23 protein-coding genes are annotated in these 20,570 nt (G+C 67.9%); 20 read left to right on the top strand and 3 right to left on the bottom strand.

Translation table 11 applies throughout. From position 1 onward, the window contains the following. Positions 1-210: 210 nt before the first annotated feature. The 3 genes from ASG27_RS10750 (at position 211) to ASG27_RS10740 (ending at position 2,973) form a co-directional block, all read left to right on the top strand. Complete coding sequence (locus tag ASG27_RS10750) at positions 211-1,242, top strand: ABC transporter substrate-binding protein (protein ID WP_056415833.1); 1,032 nt, start codon at positions 211-213, stop codon at positions 1,240-1,242. 115 nt (positions 1,243-1,357) lie between these two features. After that, on the top strand, positions 1,358-2,182 hold the full coding sequence (locus ASG27_RS10745; RefSeq protein WP_056415831.1) for an ABC transporter ATP-binding protein: 825 nt from the start codon (positions 1,358-1,360) through the stop codon (positions 2,180-2,182). 23 nt (positions 2,183-2,205) lie between these two features. Beyond that, positions 2,206-2,973, top strand: a complete 768-nt coding sequence (locus ASG27_RS10740; protein WP_056161518.1) for an ABC transporter permease — start codon at positions 2,206-2,208, stop codon at positions 2,971-2,973. 56 nt (positions 2,974-3,029) lie between these two features. Here the strand turns inward: ASG27_RS10740 and ASG27_RS10735 are convergent, their stop codons facing one another. Next, positions 3,030-3,659, bottom strand: a complete 630-nt coding sequence (locus tag ASG27_RS10735; protein ID WP_056415828.1) for a hypothetical protein — start codon at positions 3,657-3,659, stop codon at positions 3,030-3,032. Then, positions 3,656-4,156, bottom strand: a complete 501-nt coding sequence (locus ASG27_RS10730) for a hypothetical protein (RefSeq protein WP_056161514.1) — start codon at positions 4,154-4,156, stop codon at positions 3,656-3,658. The genes ASG27_RS10735 and ASG27_RS10730 overlap by 4 nt, the downstream gene beginning before the upstream one ends. A gap of 156 nt (positions 4,157-4,312) precedes the next feature. Between ASG27_RS10730 and ASG27_RS10725 the strand changes: the two genes are divergently transcribed. The 4 genes from ASG27_RS10725 (at position 4,313) to ASG27_RS10710 (ending at position 7,534) form a co-directional block, all read left to right on the top strand. After that, positions 4,313-5,371 carry a patatin-like phospholipase family protein gene (locus ASG27_RS10725; protein ID WP_056415825.1) on the top strand — a complete coding sequence of 353 codons (1,059 nt, stop codon included), beginning with the start codon at positions 4,313-4,315 and terminating at the stop codon, positions 5,369-5,371. A 109-nt stretch (positions 5,372-5,480) separates the two neighbouring features. Then, positions 5,481-6,539, top strand: a complete 1,059-nt coding sequence (locus ASG27_RS10720; protein ID WP_082485911.1) for a patatin-like phospholipase family protein — start codon at positions 5,481-5,483, stop codon at positions 6,537-6,539. 36 nt (positions 6,540-6,575) lie between these two features. Beyond that, positions 6,576-6,899 carry a hypothetical protein gene (locus tag ASG27_RS27525; protein WP_056415817.1) on the top strand — a complete coding sequence of 108 codons (324 nt, stop codon included), beginning with the start codon at positions 6,576-6,578 and terminating at the stop codon, positions 6,897-6,899. Between the two features lie 167 nt (positions 6,900-7,066). After that, complete coding sequence (locus ASG27_RS10710; protein WP_056415813.1) at positions 7,067-7,534, top strand: ribosomal protein L7/L12; 468 nt, start codon at positions 7,067-7,069, stop codon at positions 7,532-7,534. Between the two features lie 173 nt (positions 7,535-7,707). On the opposite strand, the gene ASG27_RS10705 is transcribed toward ASG27_RS10710, so the two are convergent. Next, entirely contained in the window at positions 7,708-8,748 is a 1,041-nt protein-coding gene (locus ASG27_RS10705) for an isopenicillin N synthase family dioxygenase (protein ID WP_396503034.1), read from the bottom strand. Positions 8,749-9,424: 676 nt separating this feature from the next. On the opposite strand from ASG27_RS10705, the gene ASG27_RS10700 reads away from it, so the two are divergent. The 13 genes from ASG27_RS10700 to ASG27_RS10640 all read left to right on the top strand — a co-directional run bounded on the left by ASG27_RS10700 (position 9,425) and on the right by ASG27_RS10640 (position 20,543). Continuing rightward, positions 9,425-10,450 (top strand): ABC transporter substrate-binding protein, encoded by a 1,026-nt coding sequence (locus tag ASG27_RS10700; protein WP_056416363.1) that lies wholly within the window; start codon positions 9,425-9,427, stop codon positions 10,448-10,450. After that, a complete protein-coding gene (locus ASG27_RS10695; protein WP_056415809.1) occupies positions 10,447-10,965 on the top strand; it encodes a nucleoside deaminase in 519 nt (172 codons plus the stop codon). The genes ASG27_RS10700 and ASG27_RS10695 overlap by 4 nt, the downstream gene beginning before the upstream one ends. A 109-nt stretch (positions 10,966-11,074) precedes the next feature. Then, positions 11,075-11,590 (top strand): nucleoside deaminase, encoded by a 516-nt coding sequence (locus ASG27_RS10690; protein ID WP_056416361.1) that lies wholly within the window; start codon positions 11,075-11,077, stop codon positions 11,588-11,590. Between the two features lie 40 nt (positions 11,591-11,630). Then, complete coding sequence (locus ASG27_RS10685) at positions 11,631-12,305, top strand: TetR family transcriptional regulator C-terminal domain-containing protein (protein ID WP_056416358.1); 675 nt, start codon at positions 11,631-11,633, stop codon at positions 12,303-12,305. A 137-nt stretch (positions 12,306-12,442) separates the two neighbouring features. Further along, complete coding sequence (locus ASG27_RS10680) at positions 12,443-12,748, top strand: 2Fe-2S iron-sulfur cluster-binding protein (RefSeq protein WP_082485910.1); 306 nt, start codon at positions 12,443-12,445, stop codon at positions 12,746-12,748. Positions 12,749-12,762: 14 nt separating this feature from the next. Next, positions 12,763-13,350, top strand: a complete 588-nt coding sequence (locus tag ASG27_RS10675) for an NAD(P)H-dependent oxidoreductase (RefSeq protein ID WP_056416356.1) — start codon at positions 12,763-12,765, stop codon at positions 13,348-13,350. Between the two features lie 12 nt (positions 13,351-13,362). Then, on the top strand, positions 13,363-14,694 hold the full coding sequence (locus ASG27_RS10670; RefSeq protein ID WP_056415803.1) for an amidohydrolase family protein: 1,332 nt from the start codon (positions 13,363-13,365) through the stop codon (positions 14,692-14,694). After that, on the top strand, positions 14,691-15,155 hold the full coding sequence (locus tag ASG27_RS10665; protein ID WP_056161497.1) for a RidA family protein: 465 nt from the start codon (positions 14,691-14,693) through the stop codon (positions 15,153-15,155). Before ASG27_RS10670 ends, ASG27_RS10665 begins: the two co-directional genes overlap by 4 nt. Positions 15,156-15,188: 33 nt before the next feature. Continuing rightward, positions 15,189-16,052, top strand: a complete 864-nt coding sequence (locus ASG27_RS10660) for a creatininase family protein (RefSeq protein WP_056415800.1) — start codon at positions 15,189-15,191, stop codon at positions 16,050-16,052. 86 nt (positions 16,053-16,138) lie between these two features. After that, positions 16,139-17,137: an ABC transporter substrate-binding protein gene (locus ASG27_RS10655; RefSeq protein WP_056416353.1), complete on the top strand. Its 999-nt coding sequence runs from the start codon at positions 16,139-16,141 to the stop codon at positions 17,135-17,137. A 202-nt stretch (positions 17,138-17,339) separates the two neighbouring features. Continuing rightward, positions 17,340-18,173, top strand: a complete 834-nt coding sequence (locus ASG27_RS10650; protein WP_056415798.1) for an ABC transporter ATP-binding protein — start codon at positions 17,340-17,342, stop codon at positions 18,171-18,173. Next, a complete protein-coding gene (locus tag ASG27_RS10645) occupies positions 18,170-19,063 on the top strand; it encodes an ABC transporter permease (protein WP_056415795.1) in 894 nt (297 codons plus the stop codon). The genes ASG27_RS10650 and ASG27_RS10645 overlap by 4 nt, the downstream gene beginning before the upstream one ends. 115 nt (positions 19,064-19,178) lie before the next feature. Further along, positions 19,179-20,543, top strand: coding sequence for an FAD-binding oxidoreductase (locus ASG27_RS10640; RefSeq protein ID WP_056415792.1), 1,365 nt, complete (start codon positions 19,179-19,181; stop codon positions 20,541-20,543). The last annotated feature ends 27 nt before the right edge of the window (positions 20,544-20,570 follow it).

Genomic DNA, 20,570 nt, shown 5'->3' with positions numbered 1-20,570 from the left:
AACCACAGGCCATGCACCATTTCGGGAAAGCATCTAGAGCCGCATGCACCAAACTGGCGAACAATAGCCCGCACCCCCTCCCCGCTCCGGTGAAACCGGGCATCGTTTTTGCTGACTGAAACAGCATGGCATGCTGCGAGCCCTCGGCCCCGCCCGCGGAGCATGTCCGGCATGCCTTCCCTTCGACGACTTCTGACAGGAACCTTTTCCATGAACAAACGCACCCTCCTGCAAGCCGCCCTGCTGCTGGCCACGGCCAGTACCTTCTCCACCGCCCACGCACAGGCCACCACGCCGATCAAGTTCCAGCTCGACTGGCGCTTCGAGGGACCTTCAGCCCTGTTCCTGCAGCCGGTGGCCAAGGGCTACTTCAAGGCCGCGGGCCTGGATGTGATGGTGGACGCGGGCAACGGCTCGGGCGGCGCCGTGCAGCGCGTGGCCTCGGGCACCTATGACATGGGCTTTGCCGACCTGGCCGCCGTGATGGAGTTCCACGCCAACAACCCCGACGCGCAGAACAAGCCCGTGGCGGTGATGATGGTCTACAACAACACGCCAGCCTCGGTCATGGCGCTCAAGAAGAGCGGCATCACCAAGCCGGCCGACCTGGCCGGCAAGAAGCTCGGCGCCCCGGTATTCGACGCCGGCCGCCGCGCGTTCCCGATCTTCCAGAAGGCCAACGGCGTGGGCAGCGTGCAGTGGACCGCCATGGACCCGCCGCTGCGCGAGACCATGCTGGTGCGCGGCGACGTGGACGCCATCACCGGCTTCACCTTCACCTCGCTGCTCAACCTGGAAGCCCGCGGCGCCAAGGCCGCCGACGTGGTGGTGCTCCCCTATGCCGACTTCGGCGTGAAGCTGTACGGCAACGTGATCATCGCGTCGCCGAAGCTCATCAAGGAGAACCCGGCCGCGATCAAGGCCTTCCTGGCCGCCTTCACCAAGGGCGCCAAGGAAGTCATCGCCAACCCGGCCGCTTCCATCGAGCACGTGAAGGCACGTGACGGCATCGTGAACGTGCCGCTCGAAACCCGCCGCCTGCAACTGGCCATCGACACCGTCATCAACAGCCCCGACGCACGCGCCGAAGGCTTCGGCAAGGCCGTGCCCGGCCGCCTGTCGCTGATGGCGTCGCAAGTGTCCGATGCGTTCAACACCAAGACCCGGGTGAACGCCGACGACGTGTGGAACGCGAGCTTCCTCCCTACCACCGCCGACCTGAACATCTTGCCGAAGAAGTAAGGCCGAGGCGCCACGGAAGCCTGTGCGGGGACCACGCACAGGCTTACTATCAAAACAATAGCTGCTAGCGCTTACCCATCAAGCGGTAGCAGCCATTTTTATTCAAATTCTTCACATGCAGGCTGCTGACTCCTACTTCGTGGACTTCCGCGATGTCTGGCTCGCGTACAACGACGAGCTGCTCGCGCAGAACCACTTCGCCGTCGAGGCCATCGACCTGCAGATCCGCCAGGGCGAGTTCATCGCCATCGTCGGCCCCTCGGGCTGCGGCAAGTCCACCTTCATGAAGTTGGCCACGGGCCTGAAGATGCCGTCGATGGGCAAGATCCTCATCGACGGCCAGAGCGTGACCGGGCCGCTCAAGATATCGGGCATGGCCTTCCAGGCGCCGTCGCTGCTGCCCTGGCGCACCACGGTCGACAACGTGCTGCTGCCGCTCGAGATCGTGGAGCCCCACCGCAGCCAGTTCAAGGCCAAGCGCAAGGAGTACGAGGCCCGCGCCCGCGCCCTGCTGCAGAAGGTGGGCCTGGGGGGCTATGAGGACAAGTTTCCGTGGCAGCTGTCGGGCGGCATGCAGCAGCGCGCCAGCATTTGCCGCGCGCTGATCCACGAACCCAAGATGCTGCTGCTGGACGAGCCCTTCGGCGCGCTCGACGCCTTCACCCGCGAGGAGCTCTGGTGCATCCTGCGCGACCTGCAGGCCGAGCAGAAATTCAACGTGATCCTGGTGACGCACGACCTGCGCGAGTCGGTCTTCCTGGCCGACACCGTGTACGTGATGAGCAAAAGCCCCGGCCGCTTCGTCGTCAAGCGCGACATCGAGCTGCCCCGCCCGCGCGACCTGGAGATCACCTACACCAAGGAGTTCACCGACATCGTGCACGAGCTGCGCGGCCACATCGGTGCCCTGCGAAAAGCGGGCGCCCCCCTCCAGCAGTAAGAACCCACAAGGCCCCCACCACCATGCACAAGAAAACTGCGGAGCGCTGGTCCCCCTGGATCCTGCTCGTCGCCATCGTCCTGCTGTGGCAGATCATCTGCTCGGCCTTCAACGTCTCGGAATTCATCTTCCCCAGCCCCTGGGCCATCGGCACGCAGCTGGTCGAGTTCGGAGGCGTGATCGCCGCCCATGCCTGGCGCACCTACTGGGTCACCATGGCGGGCTTCGGCATTGCCATCGTGGTGGGCGTGCTGCTCGGCTTCCTCATCGGCAGCTCGCGCCTGGCGTATGCCGCCGTCTACCCGCTGATGACCGCGTTCAACGCGCTGCCCAAGGCGGCCTTCGTGCCCATCCTGGTGGTGTGGTTCGGCATCGGCGTGGGGCCGGCCATCCTCACCGCGTTTCTCATCAGCTTCTTCCCGATCATGGTGAACATCGCCACGGGCCTGGCCACGCTGGAGCCCGAGCTGGAAGACGTGCTGCGCGTGCTGGGCGCCAAGCGCTGGGACGTGCTGGTCAAGGTGGGCCTGCCGCGGTCCATGCCGTACTTCTACGGCTCGCTCAAGGTCGCCATCACGCTGGCCTTCGTGGGCACCACCGTATCGGAAATGACGGCCGCCAACGAAGGCATCGGCTACCTGCTGATCTCGGCAGGCTCATCCATGCAGATGGGCCTGGCATTTGCCGGCCTGATGGTGGTGGGCGCCATGGCGATGGTGATGTACGAGCTGTTCAGCTGGGTCGAAAAGCGCACCACGGGCTGGGCACACCGGGGGTCGCAGGGCGAGTGAGCCTCGGGGGCGCGGTCAACGCGCCCCACCCCGCCGTGACCGCCCGCCCCGCCCGCTCAGGGGAACGAGTGGCGCGCAGGGAACTCGCCGTCCGACTCCCACAGGCCAGGCTGTGACCGGACCCGCACCGTCCAGCCCTGCTTGCCGTGTACATAACGGCGGTAGCTGGTCGTGAAATCCCCATCGCGCGGCTCGCTGCGCACCGCGAGCAACTGGTCTGCAGCCCCCACCCGCACCTTCTTCCACGCTGCCTTGCCCGTCTGGGCCAGCACGATGGGCTGCACCGTGCCGTCCGCAGCGCGGGCCTGCGCGTAGGCCAGGCGGTTGCCCTCCACCTGAACGGGCTTGGTCAGCGGTCCGCTGTAGCTGCCCGCCGGCGCCGTCAAGTCCACCGTCACGAGCACGGTGGGCGTGCGCACGCCGCGCAAAGCGGTACGGTCCAGCTTGGCCAGGGGTGCTTCCAGCGTCAGGCTGTCGAGCAATTCGCCTTGGCAACCTCGCAACTGCAACACAGCCGGCGCGCCGCTGGCTTCCTCGCCGCTGGACCACAGACGGTCGCGTTCGCTCGGGGTGAACCGCTCGTCGAGCACCAGCTTCACGCGCTGGCAACCCACGGCGACCTGGTCTGCCGCGTGCGCCAGTGCGGGGACGGCGACAAGACAGGCGACAAGTGCCAGGCGCTTCATGAGCGTGGCACCTCGATACCCGCGATAACGCCTTCACTCGCTGCCACAGCCGGCATCAGCACGTCGATCTGCGAGTTGACGTCCTTGTCCAGGTCCACGCCCGCCTTCTCCAGCTCCCGCAGATACCGCTCGGTGTCGTTCTCGTTCGGCGGCGTGAGCTTGGCAATGGCATCGCGCACCTTCATGGTCCCGTACTTCTTCACATACAGCGCGCGCTGCGCGGCATGGCCGTCGTCCATATTGGCAAACACGGCAAAAACGCCCACGGCGCCGGAGACGTTGCCGATCTTGAGCGGCGAATCACGCAAATTGCCCGGATTGTTGGCACGCCAGGCCAGCGAGCCGCCGACCTTGACCAAGGAGGCGTATGCCACGAACCGACGCCATTGCGCAGGCGTTTTTTCGGCCGCTTTGTTGACGGCAAGGATGGTGGATTGGCTCAGTGGCCCGCCGGCGATGATGGTGCCGGGGATGACAGCTACGACAGGTTTGACCATGTTGGATGGGTTATGAGGGCAGCCCGAAAAAGGACGTGGCAGTGTAGGTAACGGCGATGCACGGGCCTGTGACAATTTGTTCCGATTGATTGGAAGGGCCGCTGGCGTGCCCCTGCCGCTACACTCGCCGCCTCCGTTGAGAACAGGATCCTGCATATGCGGTTGGACAACGTCTTCTTGCGCCCGTTGGCGCTCCTGGTTTGCGCAAGCCTTGCCGCATGCGGCGGCACCGCGCCGACCCAGCCCGCAGCCACTGCGCAGGCCACACCCACCACCACGGCAGGCGCCCCCGCAGGAGGCCCCATCAAGGTCGGCATCGCGCTGGGCGGCGGCGCAGCCAAGGGCTTTGCCCACATCGGCGTGATCAAGATGCTGGAGGCCAACGGCTATGCGCCCGCCGTCGTCTCGGGCACCAGCGCAGGCGCCGTGGTGGGCGCGCTGTACGCCAGCGGCATGAATGCCTTTGACATGCAGGAAAAGGCCGTGGCGCTGGACGAGGCCAAGATCCGCGACCTGCAGTTGTCTTCCGGCGGGCTGGTGCTGGGTCAGAAGCTGGAGGACTACGTGAACGAACAGGTGGGCCGCAAGCCGCTCGAGCAGATGGCCAAGCCCTTCGTGGTGGTCTCCACCCGCCTGGAGGACGGCGAGCGCACGGTGTTCGCGCGCGGCAACACCGGGCAGGCCGTGCGTGCATCGAGCAGCGTGCCGGGCGTGTTCCAGCCCGTCACCATCGGCAAGTACCACTTCGTGGACGGCGGCATCGTGAGCCCCGTGCCGGTCGACGCCGCGCGCCAGCTGGGCGCCGACATCGTGATTGCGGTGGACATCTCCAACAAGGCCCGGGGCCAGACGCCGGGCAACATGCTCGGCGCACTGAACCAGTCGATTGCGATCATGGGCCAGAAGCTGGGCGAAGCCGAGCTGGCCCGCGCCGATGTCATCGTCCGCCCCAAGGTGCTGGACATCGGCCCCGCCGACTTCAGCCAGCGCGCCAGCGCCATCGTCGAAGGCGAAAAAGCCGCCCTGGCCGTGATGCCGCAGATCCGTGAGCGGATTGCCCAGCTGCAGGCAGAACGGGCGCGGGCTGCGCAGTTGGCGCAGCAGAAGGTACAAGACGCGGAGTACAAGGCCTGCCTGGAGAAAAGGTCGAGCCTGCAGCGGCTGGCAGGGATGGCGGGCATGGGCGAAGGGTGCCCGCTACCAACAGCCAGGTAAGCAGCGAAACCCTGCCAAGTGGGTGCTGCACGACACCCGTGATCGCGCCTTTGGCTGACACGCCTGCACCAGCAGCCCCATACGATGGTCATTTCACAAAGGGGCCACCATGGCAAAAGCAATGCGGCGCGCAGCGCCTGGGCGGGTGCAGCTGAATCTGGCGCTGCAAGGTGGCGGCGCACAGGGTGCATTCACCTGGGGCGTGCTGGACCGCCTGCTGGAAGAAGAGGACATCGACATCGGTGCCATCAGCGGCAGCAGTGCCGGTGCGCTCAACGGTGCGGCGCTGGCCACCGGCATGGCGCGCGGCGGCCGAGCCGGTGCGCGGGAACATCTGGCCCTGCTGTGGGAGCAGGTGGCGCAGGCGGGCTCGCTGATGACCTTGCTCATGTGGCCCCTGCGCAAGCCCGGCATGGGCGTGTGGGATGACGCGCTGCCCATCCTCTCGCCCTGCCAGACCAACCCCATGGGCATGGCGCCGCTGCGCTTCATCCTGAACACCGTGGTGGACGAAGCCCTGCTGCGCGAGGCAGGCGCAGCGCCCAGGCTCTTTGTGAATGCACTGCACGTGCAAAGCGGTGCTGGCCGGGTGTTCGGCCCGGCGGACATGAGCATCGATGCCGTGCTGGCGTCTGCCTGCGCGCCGCTGTCTTACCAGCCGGTGGTGATCGACGGCGAGGCGTACTGGGACGGCAGCTACGCAGCCAACCCCTCGCTGTGGCCGCTGTACGAGGCCCGGCTGGACACCGACATCCTGCTGGTGGAGCTGACCCCGCTGCACCGCGCAGAGACCCCGCTGTCCGCCAAGAACATTCTGAACCGCATCAACGAAGTGGCGTCCGTCAGCGGGCTGGTGTCCGAGCTGCGGGCGCTGGAGGTCATCAACCGCAATGTGCCGGACGCCGACATCCGCATGCACGTGTTGAGCCTGCCCGACCAGCCCGCCGGGCTGCTGGGCACCGAGCCGTCCATCAAGCGCACCGTGGGGCGCGTGCTGTTCGAGATGCTGCGCCAGGACGGCCGGCGTGCCTGCGATGCGTGGCTGGCAGAGCACGGCGGGCAGCTGGGCGAACACTCCACGGTGGACGTGGCACAGCGCTATCTGCGGCCCCACACCCAGGACTGGCAGCAGCGCCAGCCACGGCAGCGGGACCTGGCCCTGTCCTGATCCCGCTTCGCGCGCAGGCCCACCCGTCGACTGGCTGTGTCGCCGGACCATCCCACCTACCCCACAACGCCAGACGGCAGGTACTTCGTCGTGCGGGGCCGGCTGTGGCGCAAGGCCAATCCCGCGCTGCCTGAGGAGGTGCGGGCAGCACTCGTTACGCAGCTGATGGATGCCCGACGCGCCCTGCGTGGCAAGCCCTCCGCGGCCCGGCGCGCCCAGGCGCGCGAGCAGGTTGACGAAACAAAAAAAGCGCTCGGCGAACGCGGACCGGTGTGGTGGACAGACGGTGAGCCGGACTTCAATCGCAAGATGGTGAAGAACACGCCGTACCGGGAATGGTTCGACCTGCTCACCGGCTAAGACCGGGCCTACCGCCGGCTTGATTTCCAATGCAACCAATTCGAGTGCGATCTGGCGCAGCAACCCGGCGTGCCGCGCCCATCGGCGCGGAAAGTGTCTACCCCCGATCCAGGGGCTGCGTCGCGCATGGTAGAAAGCCCGGTCGCAACCGCTGAACAGGACCTGCCATGCGCCATGCCGGCACCTCTCTCCCGCCCCATGTACTGGCCGCACTCGATGAAGGCCAGACCATCGAAGCCATCAAGCGCCTGCGCGCAGCCACGGGCCTGGGCCTCAAGGAGGCCAAGGACCTGATCGATGCGCACCAGCGCGGCGAAGAGCTTGCCACCACCGCGCGGGCCGCATCCCCAGCCCACGTGCCCGACGCCGTGCGCCAGGCCCTGGCCGAGGGCCACAAGATCGAGGCCATCCGCCTGCTGCGGGACCACGAAGGACTGGGCCTGAAGGAGGCCAAGGAGCGAGTCGACGCGATCGAGCAGTCCATGGACGAGCCCGCGTCCATCGGCCTGGGTGCCGTGGCGCCCGGGCTGTCGCCGGGCCAGCAGCCCGCCGGCGGGGCGGGCAACTGGATCGTGGTGGCAGTGGTGCTGGTCATCACGGTGGTGGCCTACTTCTGGATGCGCGGCGGGGGCTGAACCCGACCGGCTCTTGTTCGACCAGTTGTCCATTGCGCTGGACGCCACCAGCGACGCTCGAAACCAGCGCGGCCCAAGCCATTGCTCCCGCGCAAGGGACGCCCCGCCGCGCTGGGGGCGTCCCCCTCCCGACTCGCGCAGCGAGTCGGGAGGGGGACGACTCAGGGGGGGCTTCAGTACTTGTTGGAGAAATTGGCGCTGATCCGCTGGCGCAGGTACTCCGCGCCGGTGATGGACGGGTACTTCTTGGCGGGGCCTTCGATGACCGCGTCTTCGTTGGCCTGGCAGAAGAAGGCCAGGCTGTAGCGCGCGCCCTGGTATTCGTGCGGCAGGGGGTTGCGCACGCGGTGGAAGTTGCTGGGCAACTGGTCGTCGCTCCAGCGCATGAGCATGTCGCCGATGTTGCAGGTGATCACGCCCTCGGCCGGCTCCACGCTGGTCCACTGGCGGCCCTCGGCCTCCTTGCCGGGCAGCACCTGCAGGCCGCCCTGGCCGGGGCGCTGGAACAGCAGCGTGAGGCAGTCGAAATCGGTGTGGGCGCCGGCGCGCCACAGGCCCAGCTCGTCCTTGAGCGCCGGGTCCACCGCAAAGTAATGCAGCATGCGCAGCGTGCTCTGGTAGGTGGGCAGGTCGGGCTGGTGGGCGCGGGTGAAGAAGTCTGCATCGAAGCCCAGCTTGTAGGCAAAACACGAGAGCAGGCGCATGCCCACCTCCCAGCATTGGCGCTCGAATGCGAGCGTGGCGGCCTCAAAGCCAGGCAGCTCGGCTTCGGTGGGCCACAGGCCCGCCATGCGCGGGCGCGTGACCTGGTAGGACTCCTTCTGGTCCGGCGTGCGCGTGGAGGGACGGATCTGCGCCTTGTGCTCCCAGCCGGCGTTGCGCGACAGGGGCCACTGGGCCTTGGTGTCCTGCGGCTGGCCGAAGAAGGCTTCGGCGCGCGCGAAGGCGGCGCGGATGTCTTCGATGGGGATGCCGTGGTTCGTGACCTGGAAGAAGCCGATGTCGACCGATGCGGCCCACAGCTGCTCGGCGATCTCTTCCTTGCGCGCGTCGAAGTTCGATATGTCGATGCGGCGCACTTCGCGCGTGGAGGTCTCGCCGTCCATCGCGCCGCCCATGCGCGATTCTTTTTCGAGCTCGCCCAGCACATCGGGCGCGACAGTGGGTTCGTAGACGGACGGTGCCGCAGGGTTGGCAGTGCTGCTGCTGTGCATGGCGTGGTTTCCTCGTTGTATCAATGGCAAACAAGGCACACGGCACGTCGCAAAAACTGCTGAAGAAGCGGCGCGGCGCCATGGGCTCTTGAAGGGAACAATGGCAACGGCCCGCAGGCTGCGCAGGCCCTCCAAGGGCACGCGCACCGCGCACAAGCCGCCACCGGCTTCAAGAGCAATGACCCGCCAGCCGGCCCACGCAATGCGGATCTGCTGGTCTGAACGCTTCTACTCTCGGCGCTGAAGCAAGCAAACAGCGGGCCAACGGTAAAGCCCAGGGCCTGCCCGTCAATGCCCCCGCCCAGAACAAAGCCCGTCACCAAACCGGGGCGGGGCCGCACCAGGGCAGAGCGGTCTTGCTGCACCACCGCATGGCGCCGGTTGCCCGAATCGCGCTGTGCGCCTCGCACCCACGGCACATGGGGCCGCTCCAGCGCCTGCCCCAGAGCAAAGCCTGCCCAGAGCAAAGCCTGCCCCGAGCATGCAGCCGCACTGCGCGCTGCCGCGTGCCCACCACACCGGGCACGCATCCTGCATCAGCGTACCTTGAGTAGAAGCGTTCAGCGCTGCCACCCCTGTGCGATGGTGGCGCCCGGAAATTGCTCAGTTCGATCCGGTCCTGCGGTGGCATGCGCCTGCGGTCCGGGCACTCCACCGAACCTGGGCCACCACCATGATGCAACGCCGCCGCTTTCTCTCGACCACCCTCGCCTCTTCCATCGCCGCCACCCTGGGCACTCCTGCCGTGCACGCGCAGGGCTCGGTGACTCCGCTCAAGTTCACGCTGGACTTTCGCGTTACCAGCCAGACCTCGCCCTTCTTCCTGGCGCAAGCCAAGGGCTATTACAAGCAGGAAGGCCTGGACGTAATCATCGACGTGGGCGCGGGCTCGGTCGCCTCGATCACGCGCGTGGCCAGCGGCGCCTACGACATCGGCCTGGGCGACATCAGCTCGCTGGCCGAGTTCCACGCCCAGAACGCCGACACGCCGGTGCAGGCCATCTACCAGTACTACAACCGCGCGCCCTTCGTCATCATCGGCCGCAAGGACCGGGGCATCACCACCGACTTCCAGTCGCTCAAGGGCAAGAAGGTGGCGGCTGCCGCCGTGGAATCCACGCGCCGCAGCTGGCCCATGGTGGCCCGCGCGCTCAAGACACAGCCCGAGCTGTTCGACTGGGTCACCACGGACTTCAGCGCCCGCGACAACGTGGTGGTGCGCGGCGATGTGGATGCCGCCACCTATTTTCATGACTCGGCCGTGTCGCTGTTCGCGCGCCTGCCAGCCAAGGATCTGTCGGTGCTCGAATACAACAAGGCAGGCCTGAACCTGTATGGCAACGCCATCCTGGCCGGCAAGCTGCTGCAGGAAAAACCCGAGGCGGCCAAGGCGTTCCTGCGCGCCAGCAACCGCGCGCTGCGCGAGACGCTGGCCAACCCCGAGGCCGCGTTCGCCGCCATCAAGGCGCGCGAAGCCATCCTGAACATGGATGTGGAACGCGAGCGCTGGGCCATCACGCGCCAGTACCTGCAGACGGCGGAATCGCAGGCCGTGGGCCTGGGCGGCGTGCAGGGCGCCGTGCTGGCGCACCAGATCGAGGAGGTGGCGGCCGTGTTCAACCTGGCACGCAAGCCCGCGCCCGAGCGCGTGTTCAACCCCGCCTTCCTGCCCGCCCTGGCCGACCGCAAGGTGGTGACATGAGCGCAGCCACCGAAGCCCTGCTGCCGCACGAGGCCGCGCTGGACGAACGCGACGGCAAGTACCTGCGCCAGGCCATCGCGCTGGCCGACACCGCCCGTGCGCGCGGCAACCGGCCCTTCGGCGCCCTGATCGTGGGGGCTGACGGCCAGGTGCTGGCCGAGGCCTGGAACTCCACCGGCGAGAACGGCGACTGCACCGCGCATGCCGAGACCTCGGCCGTGCGCCTGGCCAGCCCCGTGCACGGCCGCGAGACCCTGGCTGGCGCCACGCTGTACTCGTCGGCCGAGCCCTGCGTGATGTGCGCGGGCGCCATCTACTGGGCCAACATCGGGCGCGTGGTCTACGGCATCGACGCGGTGCGCCTGCGCGTGTTCCGCGGCGAGCGGCTGGACCAGCGTGATGCCGAGCTGTTCTGCCGCGATGTATTCAACAGCTCGCCCCACCCCATCGCCTGCGTGGGGCCGGCGCTCATCGAGGAGTCATCCACATCACACCGGGGCGCCTGGAAGGCGTGAGTTGCCCGATGGCACGCAGACATGTCACACATTGTTCATGGCATGCCAAATGCATAGCGAGGGCAACAGCAGCCCCCCCCACAGACGGAGACACCCCATGCTTGCCCTGATGTCCGCAGCGCCCCGCCAGTTCGACGACCCCGCCGACATCGGCGCCACCGACGGAACCTACCTGCGTCAGGCCATCGCCTGGTCCTGCACGGCGCGGGCGCGCGGCAACCGGCCCTTTGGTGCGGTGGTGATCAGCGGCGAAGGCGACTTGCTGGCCGAGGCCTACTGCAACACCACCGAAACCGGCGACTGCACCGGCCACGCGGAGACCAATGCCGTGCGCCAGTTGAGCCCGCGCTTTGCGCGCGAGATGCTGGCCCGGGCCACGCTGTATTCGTCGGCCGAACCCTGCGTGATGTGCGCCGGCGCCATCTACTGGGCGGGCATCGGCCGCGTGGTGTTTGGCATCGACGCGGAGCGTCTGCGGGAGTTCCGCGGCGAGCGGCCCGATCAGCGCGATGCCGAGCTCTCGTGCCGCGACGTGTTCGCCGCATCGCCCCATGCCATCGAATGCATCGGCCCCGCGCTCATCGAAGAGGCCAGTGCGCCGCACGTGGGCTTCTGGAAATCGTGAGCAGCGAGAATCGGCACCCATGCCGTCCAAAGCCGCCACCATGACCGAACCCGAAGCCGAGAGCAGCAATGTCTCCAGCGCCCTGCTCAGCCGCTCCAAGCAGGGGCGCGAGCGCATCCTGGGCGCGATCCGCGAGGCGGCCATTGCCGAGTTCAGCCGCCATGGCTTCAAGGGCGCTTCCACCAAGGCCATTGCCGAGCGCGCAGGCCTGACCAAGCCGCAACTGCACTACTACATCGCCAGCAAGGAAGAGCTGTACGAGGAGCTGCTGTACTCGGTGCTCAACGGCTGGTCTGGCGCCTTCCAATTCGACAGCCAGAGCGACGACCCCAAGAAGGTGCTGAGCACCTACGTGCGCAAGAAGCTCGACTACGCGCTGGACAACCCGGGCCTGTCGCGCATCTTCACCACCGAGGTGCTGGGCGGTGGGCGCAACCTGGGCCGGTACTGGCCCGTGGCCGTGAAGTCCACCCAGCAGAAGGTGGACCTGATCGACCGCTGGATCGCCGAGGGCCGCATGCGCCCGCTGGACGCGCGCCTCTTGCTCATGCAGATCTGGGGCATGACCCAGCACTACGCCGACTACGGCGTGCAGGTGCACATCATGCTGGGCCTGGCGCCCGAAGAGACGATCGACCGCGAGCCCATCGTGCGCGAGCTCACCAACTTTGTGCTGCTGGGCTGTGGCCTGGCACCGGATTGCGCACCAGAGTGAACAGGTCTGCACGCTGGCGGGCGTAGCAGCCGCGCCAGCGCGGCGCGTTGATACGGGGCCCACAGGCAACGGCCCGAAAGCCTGCTGGCACAGCACTTGCAATAGTTTGACCAATCGATCAAATCAAGTGGTCAAACATGCAAACCCCAGCCATGGCAGCGCCGCTGCCCGCCACGGAACCGGCTTCCTTTGAACTCGTGCTTGCGCGCAGCCAGATGCGGCTGCCCGTGGAGCCCGGCGAAAGCATGGCCGATGTGCTGCAGCTCGCCGGCATCGCCATCGACACGCTGTGCGAGCAGGGTGTGTGCGGCACCTGCGCCACGCGCTGGCTGGCCGGGGCACCCGACCACCGCGACAGCTGCCTGACCCCTGAAGAGCAGGCCACCCATGTGGCCGTGTGCTGCGCACGCAGCCACGGGCCCACGCTCACGCTCGACCTTTGATGAAGGAGCCCGCCATGCGCATCCTCGTGATCTATTGCCACCCGGTGGAGACCAGCTACAACGCGGCCCTGCATGCCGAGGTGGTGCAACAGCTGCGCGGCGCGGGCCACGAGGTGGACGACTGCGACCTGTATGCCGAGGGCTTCAACCCCGTGCTCAGCCGCGAGGAGCGGCTGGGCTACCACGAGGTGCCGAGCAACCGCCTGCCCGTGCAGGGCTATGTGGACCGGCTGCTCTGGGCCCAGGCGGTGGTGTTCTGCTTTCCCACCTGGTGCTTCGGCATGCCGGCCATGCTCAAGGGCTTTTTCGACCGGGTGCTGATGCCCGGGGTGGCCTTCGACATCAGCGATCCGCAGAACGTCAAGCCTTCGCTCACGCACATCCAGCGCATCTCGGCCGTGGTGACCTACGGCCGCCCGCGCTGGACGGCGCTGCTCATGGGCGACCCGCCGCGCAAGTCCGTCACGCGCTACATGCGCCTGCTGACCGGTGGCAAGGCGCGCGTGGACTACCACGCCTACTACCACATGAACGTGGCCACGCCGCCGCGGCTCGAGGCCTTCAAGGCCCGCGTGGGCCAGGCCATGGCGCGCTTCGCATAAGGGCTCCGTCGCATGCATGCATCCAACACCCCCGACCACCTGCTGCGCGCCCGGCTGCCGCGCTGGCTGCTGCCACGCCAATGGCCTACCCAGGGCAGCCAGCCCGCGCTGGCCGATGTGCACCTGGTGCAGGGCCGCGTCGCATCCATAGCGCCGCACAGCCCTGCGCAGCCTGCCCCCGCGGGCGCCACCTGGGATCTGGCCGGCGCCCTGGTGCTGCCCGGCCTGGTGGATGCGCACACCCACCTGGACAAGGCCTTCACCCTGCCGCGCATGGGCACCGTCAAGCCCGGCCTGCTGGGCGCCATCGAGGCCATGATGGTCGACCGCCAGGGCTGGACCGAGGCCGACATCCGCGCCCGCGCCAGCCGCGCCCTGCAATGGGCGTACGAGGCGGGCACGGTGCACCTGCGCACCCACTGCGATTGGTGGGAGCCCGATGCACCACCGCTCGCCTGGAACGTGCTGCGCGCGCTGGCGCAGGAATGGGCCGGCCGCATCGCGCTGGAGCGCGTGGCCCTGATCCCATTGCACCTGTACACCGAGCGCGCCACCGCCCTGCAGCTGGCCGCCACCGTGGCCGCCAGCGGCCCGGGCGCGCTGCTGGGCGGCTTCGTGCATTCCACCAACTGGGACCCGCAGGCCCTGCGCCACCTGTTCGAGGCCGCGCAGCACCATGGCCTGAACGTGGACCTGCATGTGGACGAGGAACTGCACCCCGGCGCCCTGGGCCTGGCCACCACGGCCGCGCTGCTGCACGAGCTGCGTTTCGAAGGCCACGTGGTCTGCGGCCACACCTGCGCACTGGCCGCACAGGACGAGGCCACCGCCCTGGCCACGCTGGACGCCGTGGCGCAAAGCCCGATCACCCTGGTCACGCTGCCCATCACCAACCTGCTGCTGCAGGACGCGGTGACCGGCCGCACACCGCGCCAGCGCGGCATCACCCTCGTCAAGGAGGCGCGTGCGCGCGGCATCCCGGTGCTGGTCGCCAGCGACAACGTGCAGGACCCGTTCTGCCCCGTGGGCAGCTTCGACCCGCTGGAGGCCCTGGCCACCGGCGTGCTGGCCGCGCAGCTCGATGCGCCGTTCGACCGCTGGTCCGAGGCGCTGTGCCGCAGCGACTGGCTGCGCCGCGGGCCCGAGGCCCTGTCCCTGCAGCCCGGCATGCCGGCTGACCTGATCGTCTTCCAACAGGCCGATGGCTGGGGCTTCCCGTCGCGCACGCAGCAACGCGTGGTGCTGCGCCAGGGCTGCGTCGCCGGTGGCCATGCCAGCGCGGCGTGGCATGTGGCGGGTACAACGCCGTCCCCTTCCCCCATCCCTGCACGGAGCCTTGCATGACCGCACCCACCACCCCGGGCATCGCCCAGCCCCTGGCCCGCTACGCCGCCTGGCGCCGCGCGGGCGACCTGGTGTTCCTGTCCGGAATCATTGCCGTGGACCCTGCGGCCAGCCGCATCGTGCGCGGCTATGCCGACATCCCCGACGAGGCGGCCACGCTGATCGGCCGCACGGGCGAGTTCAGCAGCGACATCAAGGAGGGGCCCATCCTGGCGCAGAGCTGGTATGTGCTCGACCGCATCCGCCAGACCGTCGAGGCCGCGGGCGGCCAGATGTCCGACGTTTTCAAGCTGGTGCAGTACTTCAAGCACCTGGACCACTTTCCCCAGTACAGCCGCGTGCGCAAGCTGTTCTTCCCGGGCGAGCCGCCGGCCTCCACCGTGGTGGAGGTCACCGGCATGCTGCCCACGGCCGACATCCTGGTCGAGGTCGAAGCGACTGCCTACCTCCCCTTGCGCTGACCTCCACATCCTCCTTCACGAAAGACCCGCCCCATGCTGCACGGCTACACCCCGCCCCACCGCTACCTGCCCTACCTGAGCTGGACCGAGATCGCCGACCTGCCGGACAAGGAGAACACCGTGATCGTGCTGCCCACGGGCGCCACCGAACAGCACGGCCCGCACCTGCCCTGTGCGGTGGACACGGTCATCAGTGCGGGCGTGGTCGGCCATGCCATGGCCCGCCTGCCGGCCGAGGTGCCGGCCTTTGCCATGGCACCCATCACCTACGGAAAGTCCGAGGAGCACCTGCACTTTCCCGGCACGGTCACCTTGAGCGGCGAGACCCTGCTGGCCACGATGAACGAGGTGGGCGAGTCGGTCTACCGCGCGGGGTTTCGCAAGCTGCTGTTCGTCAACGGCCACGGCGGCCAGCCGCAGGTGATGGAGATGTGCGCGCGCGAACTGCGCCTGCGCCATGGCGACTTCATCGTGGTGCCCAGCTTCACCTGGCGCGTGCCGCACGTGGCGGGCAAGTACCTGTCGGAGCAGGAAAAGAAGCTGGCCATGCACGCCGGCCATGCCGAGACGGCGCTGATGCTGGCCCTGGCGCCCGACACCGTGCACATGGAGCGCGCGGTGGTGAACTACCCGCCTGCCTTCCCGTCGCCCCTGCTCTCGCCCGATGGCCGCCCGGCCTGCGCCTGGACCGCGCGCGACTTCGGTCCCAGCGGCATCATCGGCGACCCGCTGCCGGCCACGGCCGAGCAGGGCCACGCCATCCTCGATTCGCTGGCCGTGAGCTGGGCCGCCGCCATCACCGAGCTGCACCAGTTGCGCTGGGCCCCGCGCGCCGAAGCCACCTGGGGCCGCGCCCACCACACAGGGCATGTGGAGCACGCATCCGCCCTGGCTTGAAACCTGCGAACCCAGCCGCATCCCGCCTCCCTTTTCGTCCCTTTCGTCCCTGTTCCCCCTCCATCCCCTACCGGAGCACTGCCATGATGAAGAAGACCGCCTCCCGCCTTTCCCGACTTGGTGCAGCCGCGCTGCTCGCTGCGGGTGCCGCCGGCACCCTGCCGGCCCACGCGCAGGAAAAGTTCACCTACATGACCAACTGGTACGCGCAGGCCGAGCACGGCGGCTTCTACCAGGCGGTGGCCACGGGCCTGTACAAGAAGTACGGGCTGGACGTGACCATCAAGATGGGTGGCCCGCAGGTCAACATCGTGCAGATGATGGCGGCCGGCCAGGCCGAGTGCGTGATGGGGTCGAGCGACCTGCAGATGATCCAGATGCGCGAGGGCGGTGTGCCCGTGACCACCGTGGCGGCCGTCTTCCAAAAGGACCTGCAGGTGCTGATCGCGCACGACGACGTGAAGAAGTTCGAGGACCTCAAGGGCAAGACCATCCTGATCGGCTCGTCCGCCCAGCGCGGCTACTGGCCCTGGCTCAAGGCCAAGTACGGCTTCAGCGACTCGCAGACGCGGCCCTACACCTTCAACATCCAGCCTTTCGTGGCCGACAAGAACACCGCCCAGCAGGGCTACCTGACGTCGGAACCGTTCGCCATCGCCAAGGCTGGCGTGAAGGCCAACACGCTGATGTTCAGCGACCAGGGCTACCCCGCCTACGCCACCACGGTGAGCTGCATGGACAAGACCGTGAAGGAGCGCGGCACCGCCGTCGCCTCGTTCGTGAAGGCCACCATGGAAGGCTGGAAAAGCTACCTGGCCGACCCCGCCCCGGCCAATGCGCTGATCAAGAAGGACAACCCGAACATGACCGACGAACAGCTGGCCTACAGCGTGGCCAAGCTCAAGGAGATGGGCATGGTCACGGGCGGCGACGCAGCCACCATGGGCATCGGCGTGATGACCGATGCGCGCGCCAAGGCGAGCTACGACTTCCTGGTGGAAGCCAAGCTCATCGACCCTTCCAAGGTGAAGCTGGCCGATACCTACAGCACTGCCTTCGTCAAGGACCTCAAGGTATTGCCTTGATCCCCCCTGAGTCGCTTCGCGCCTTCCCCCAGGGGGACAACACCCTCGCTGCGGGGCGGCCCTTGCTCGGCGTTCGCCGGCTCGGGCCGCGCCAGTTTCCAGCAGTTGGGGCCAGGCGCAACGCCCGCTCTCGCCGTCGCCCACATCCTCGCCCTGACACAGCGGCCAGCCTTCACCGCCGCATCCATCTAAAGGCCACTCCATGCAGTCCGCTGAGCCCACACCCGCCGACCCGGCTACGACCCACCGCGCCACGCCTGCCGTGCAGGTGCTGTCGGCCGAGAAGACCTATCCCAACGGCACGCAGGCCCTGCTGCCGGTGGACCTGACCATCGAGGAGGGAGAGTTCGTCACCCTGCTCGGCCCCTCGGGCTGCGGCAAGAGCACGCTGCTGAAGATGGTGGCCGGACTGCTGGAGCCCACCGACGGCCGGCTGCAACTGTGGCACAAGCCGGTGGCGCAGCTCGACGAGAGCGGCAAGAAGATGGCCTTCGTCTTCCAGTCGCCCACGCTCATGCCCTGGGCCAGCGTGCAGACCAATGTGCGCCTGCCGCTGGACCTGGCCGGCGTGCCGCGCCCCGAGGCCGACGGCCGCGTGGCCGAGGCCCTGGCGCTGGTGGGTTTGTCGAAGTTTGCCAATGCGCTGCCGCGCGCCCTGTCGGGCGGCATGCAGATGCGCGTGTCGATTGCGCGCGGCCTGGTGACCCAGCCTGACCTGTTGCTGATGGACGAGCCCTTCGGCGCGCTCGACGAGATCACGCGCCACAAGCTGGACGCCGACCTGCTGGACCTGTGGCGCAAGAAGAAGCTCACGGTGATCTTCGTGACGCACTCGATCCACGAGGCGGTGTTCCTGTCGAGCCGCGTGGTGATGATGGCTGCGCGCCCCGGCCGCGTGGTGGAGGAGTTCCGCATCGACGCGCCCTACCCCCGAACGGCGGACTTCATGGTCTCGCCCGAATTCAGCCGCTACGCCAAGCAGTTGCAGGACAGCCTGCTGCGCGCCAGCGCTGACACCGAGGAGACCGCAGCATGAGCACCCCTTACCCTACTGCACCTGCAGCGCCCGCACCTGCAGAGCGCAGCGCGCAACCCGCCCGAGCCAAGGCGCACAGGCCCGTCGCAGCGCGCGTTCCCCTCATGGCCCAACCGCGCGTGCAGCGCGTGGTCTACCCGCTGCTCGTGGGCCTGGTGCTCATCGCACTGTGGCAGGGCCTGGTCACGGCCATGGAGCTGCCGCCTTACCTGGTGCCCTCGCCCCTGCTCATGCTCAAGACGCTGTTGACCGACTGGGCGGCCCTGGGCGGCTCGCTCTGGGTCACCGTCAAGATCACCGTGCTGGCGTTTGCCGTGGCCACAGTGGCGGGGGTGCTGATCTCGTTCCTGTTCGTGCAGAGCAAGCGTATCGAGACGGCCCTCTTCCCGTACGCCGTGCTGCTGCAGGTCACGCCCATCGTGGCGGTGGCGCCGCTCATCATCATCTGGGTGAAGGACCCGACGGCATCGATGGTGATCTGCGCCGCGCTGGTGGCGCTGTTCCCCATCATCAGCAACACCACGCTGGGCCTGCGCAGCGTGGAGCCGGACCTGCAGAGCTATTTCCAGCTCAACCGCGCCACGCGCATGCAGACCCTGCTGCGCCTGCGCATACCGAGCGCGCTGCCCTATTTCTTTGGCGGCCTGCGCATCTCCAGCGGGCTGGCCCTGATCGGCGCCGTGGTGGCCGAGTTCGTGGCCGGCACCGGTGGCCAGGGCGCCGGGCTGGCGTACCAGATCCTGCAAGCGGGCTTTCAGCTCAACATACCGCGCATGTTCGCCGCGCTGCTGCTGATCTCGCTGACCGGCGTGGCGCTGTTCGCGCTGATGGCCTGGGGCACCAGGGTCGCGCTGGGCAGTTGGCACGCCAGCGAAAACTCTCACGACTGATCCCACTACCCACCCGGATCGCACCCTTTTTTTGACACCGCGCGTGCGTGGTGGGGGCCGCGCTTTGCCCACCACACACGACACACCGCCCGCCGCACCAACAGGAGAGACAGACATGACCAACATCACTACCGCCCATCAACTGCCCGAACAACTGCCCGGCCTGGACTGGATTGCCGATCCGCTGCGCGTGGGCCGCCTGTCGCAGGACTTTGCCTGGTTCAGCCCGGTGCTCAAGCGCGAGCTGGCCGGCAAGCGCGGCGACGTGGCCGTGCGCCCGCGCACCGAGGACGAGATACGCCAGGTGGTGGCCGCCTGCGCACGCGCGCACATCCCCATCACCGTGCGCGGCAGCGGCACCGGCAACTACGGGCAGAGCACGCCGCTGCAGGGCGGTGTGATCCTGGACCTGTCGGGCTACAACGGCTTTGGCTGGGTGCGCGGCGGCGTGGGCCGGGCGCAGGCGGGCATCCGCCTGTCGGAGTTCGACGCCCAGGCCAAGCCCCTGGGGCAGGAACTGCGCTGGCTGCCGTCCACCTACCGCAGCGCCACGCTGGGCGGGCTGTTCGGCGGCGGCTTCGGGGGGGCGGGCTCCATCAACCACGGCCCGCTGGCCGCGCCCGGCAACGTGCTGGCGGTGCGCGCGATGACGGTGGAGCCCGAGCCCCAGGTCATCGAGCTGCGCGGCCCCGAGGCCATGCTGCTGCACCACACCTACGGCACCAACGGCATCGTGCTGGAGCTCGAAGTGGCGCTGACACCCGCCGTGGCGTGGACGGAATGCATCGTCACCTTCACCGACTTCGACGCCGCACTCGACTTTGCGGACCGCTTCGGCGCCGCGCCGGGGCTGGAGAAGAAGGAGGTGTGCTTTCTGGCCGCGCCCATCCCCGCCTACTTCACCAGCCTGGCCGAGCACCTGCCTGCGGGCTGCCATGCGGTGATGCTGCTGGTGGCCCCGCACTCCGAAGACGGCATGCGCGACATGGCCACCCGGTACGGCGGCACCGTGAGCTACCGCAAGACGGCCGACGAGGTGGAAAAGAGCCACAAGACCCTGCTGGAATACACCTGGAACCACACCACCCTGCACGCGCTGAAGGTGGACAAGACACTCACCTATATCCAGAGCGGCTTTACCCCCGCCACCCGGCTGGAGCAGGTGAAGGCGCTGGACAAGGCCCTGGGCGGCGAGGTGATGATGCACCTGGAGTTTTTGCGCACCAAGGAAGGCGCCTTCAACTGCAGCGGGCTGCAGCTCATCCGCTACAGCACCGAAGAGCGCCTCAACCAGATCATGCAGATCTACCGCGACCACGGCGTGCAGATCAACAACCCGCACGTCTATATCGTGGAGGACGGCAAGCAGAACAACCTGGACCCGGCGGTGGTGGGAACCAAACAGCGCTTCGACCCGCAGGGCCTGCTCAACCCCGGCAAGCTGCGCAGCTGGGTGCCGCCTGTCGCAAAAGCTGCGTGATGGATGCCTGGCGCGGCGGGTGCATAG

Source organism: Acidovorax sp. Leaf191, from assembly GCF_001424425.1.
Lineage (GTDB): Bacteria > Pseudomonadota > Gammaproteobacteria > Burkholderiales > Burkholderiaceae_C > Acidovorax.
The sequence above is the reverse complement of the archived record's forward strand: the minus strand, read 5'-3'. Positions and strand labels throughout refer to the sequence as shown.

Excerpts from the sequence above, each read along its gene's own strand:
- ASG27_RS10725 (WP_056415825.1), top strand. The coding sequence starts at position 4,313 with ATGCGGTTGGACAACGTCTTCTTGCGCCCGTTGGCGCTCCTGGTTTGC.
- ASG27_RS10670 (WP_056415803.1), top strand. The coding sequence starts at position 13,363 with ATGCATGCATCCAACACCCCCGACCACCTGCTGCGCGCCCGGCTGCCG.
- ASG27_RS10645 (WP_056415795.1), top strand. The coding sequence starts at position 18,170 with ATGAGCACCCCTTACCCTACTGCACCTGCAGCGCCCGCACCTGCAGAG.
- ASG27_RS10720 (WP_082485911.1), top strand. The coding sequence starts at position 5,481 with ATGGCAAAAGCAATGCGGCGCGCAGCGCCTGGGCGGGTGCAGCTGAAT.
- ASG27_RS10710 (WP_056415813.1), top strand. The coding sequence starts at position 7,067 with ATGCGCCATGCCGGCACCTCTCTCCCGCCCCATGTACTGGCCGCACTC.
- ASG27_RS10740 (WP_056161518.1), top strand. The coding sequence starts at position 2,206 with ATGCACAAGAAAACTGCGGAGCGCTGGTCCCCCTGGATCCTGCTCGTC.
- ASG27_RS10655 (WP_056416353.1), top strand. The coding sequence starts at position 16,139 with ATGAAGAAGACCGCCTCCCGCCTTTCCCGACTTGGTGCAGCCGCGCTG.
- ASG27_RS10680 (WP_082485910.1), top strand. The coding sequence starts at position 12,443 with ATGCAAACCCCAGCCATGGCAGCGCCGCTGCCCGCCACGGAACCGGCT.
- ASG27_RS10685 (WP_056416358.1), top strand. The coding sequence starts at position 11,631 with ATGACCGAACCCGAAGCCGAGAGCAGCAATGTCTCCAGCGCCCTGCTC.
- ASG27_RS10705 (WP_396503034.1), bottom strand. The coding sequence starts at position 8,748 with ATGCACAGCAGCAGCACTGCCAACCCTGCGGCACCGTCCGTCTACGAA.
- ASG27_RS10735 (WP_056415828.1), bottom strand. The coding sequence starts at position 3,659 with ATGAAGCGCCTGGCACTTGTCGCCTGTCTTGTCGCCGTCCCCGCACTG.
- ASG27_RS10700 (WP_056416363.1), top strand. The coding sequence starts at position 9,425 with ATGCAACGCCGCCGCTTTCTCTCGACCACCCTCGCCTCTTCCATCGCC.
- ASG27_RS10695 (WP_056415809.1), top strand. The coding sequence starts at position 10,447 with ATGAGCGCAGCCACCGAAGCCCTGCTGCCGCACGAGGCCGCGCTGGAC.
- ASG27_RS10745 (WP_056415831.1), top strand. The coding sequence starts at position 1,358 with ATGCAGGCTGCTGACTCCTACTTCGTGGACTTCCGCGATGTCTGGCTC.
- ASG27_RS10750 (WP_056415833.1), top strand. The coding sequence starts at position 211 with ATGAACAAACGCACCCTCCTGCAAGCCGCCCTGCTGCTGGCCACGGCC.
- ASG27_RS10665 (WP_056161497.1), top strand. The coding sequence starts at position 14,691 with ATGACCGCACCCACCACCCCGGGCATCGCCCAGCCCCTGGCCCGCTAC.
- ASG27_RS10640 (WP_056415792.1), top strand. The coding sequence starts at position 19,179 with ATGACCAACATCACTACCGCCCATCAACTGCCCGAACAACTGCCCGGC.
- ASG27_RS10675 (WP_056416356.1), top strand. The coding sequence starts at position 12,763 with ATGCGCATCCTCGTGATCTATTGCCACCCGGTGGAGACCAGCTACAAC.
- ASG27_RS10650 (WP_056415798.1), top strand. The coding sequence starts at position 17,340 with ATGCAGTCCGCTGAGCCCACACCCGCCGACCCGGCTACGACCCACCGC.
- ASG27_RS10690 (WP_056416361.1), top strand. The coding sequence starts at position 11,075 with ATGTCCGCAGCGCCCCGCCAGTTCGACGACCCCGCCGACATCGGCGCC.
- ASG27_RS10730 (WP_056161514.1), bottom strand. The coding sequence starts at position 4,156 with ATGGTCAAACCTGTCGTAGCTGTCATCCCCGGCACCATCATCGCCGGC.
- ASG27_RS10660 (WP_056415800.1), top strand. The coding sequence starts at position 15,189 with ATGCTGCACGGCTACACCCCGCCCCACCGCTACCTGCCCTACCTGAGC.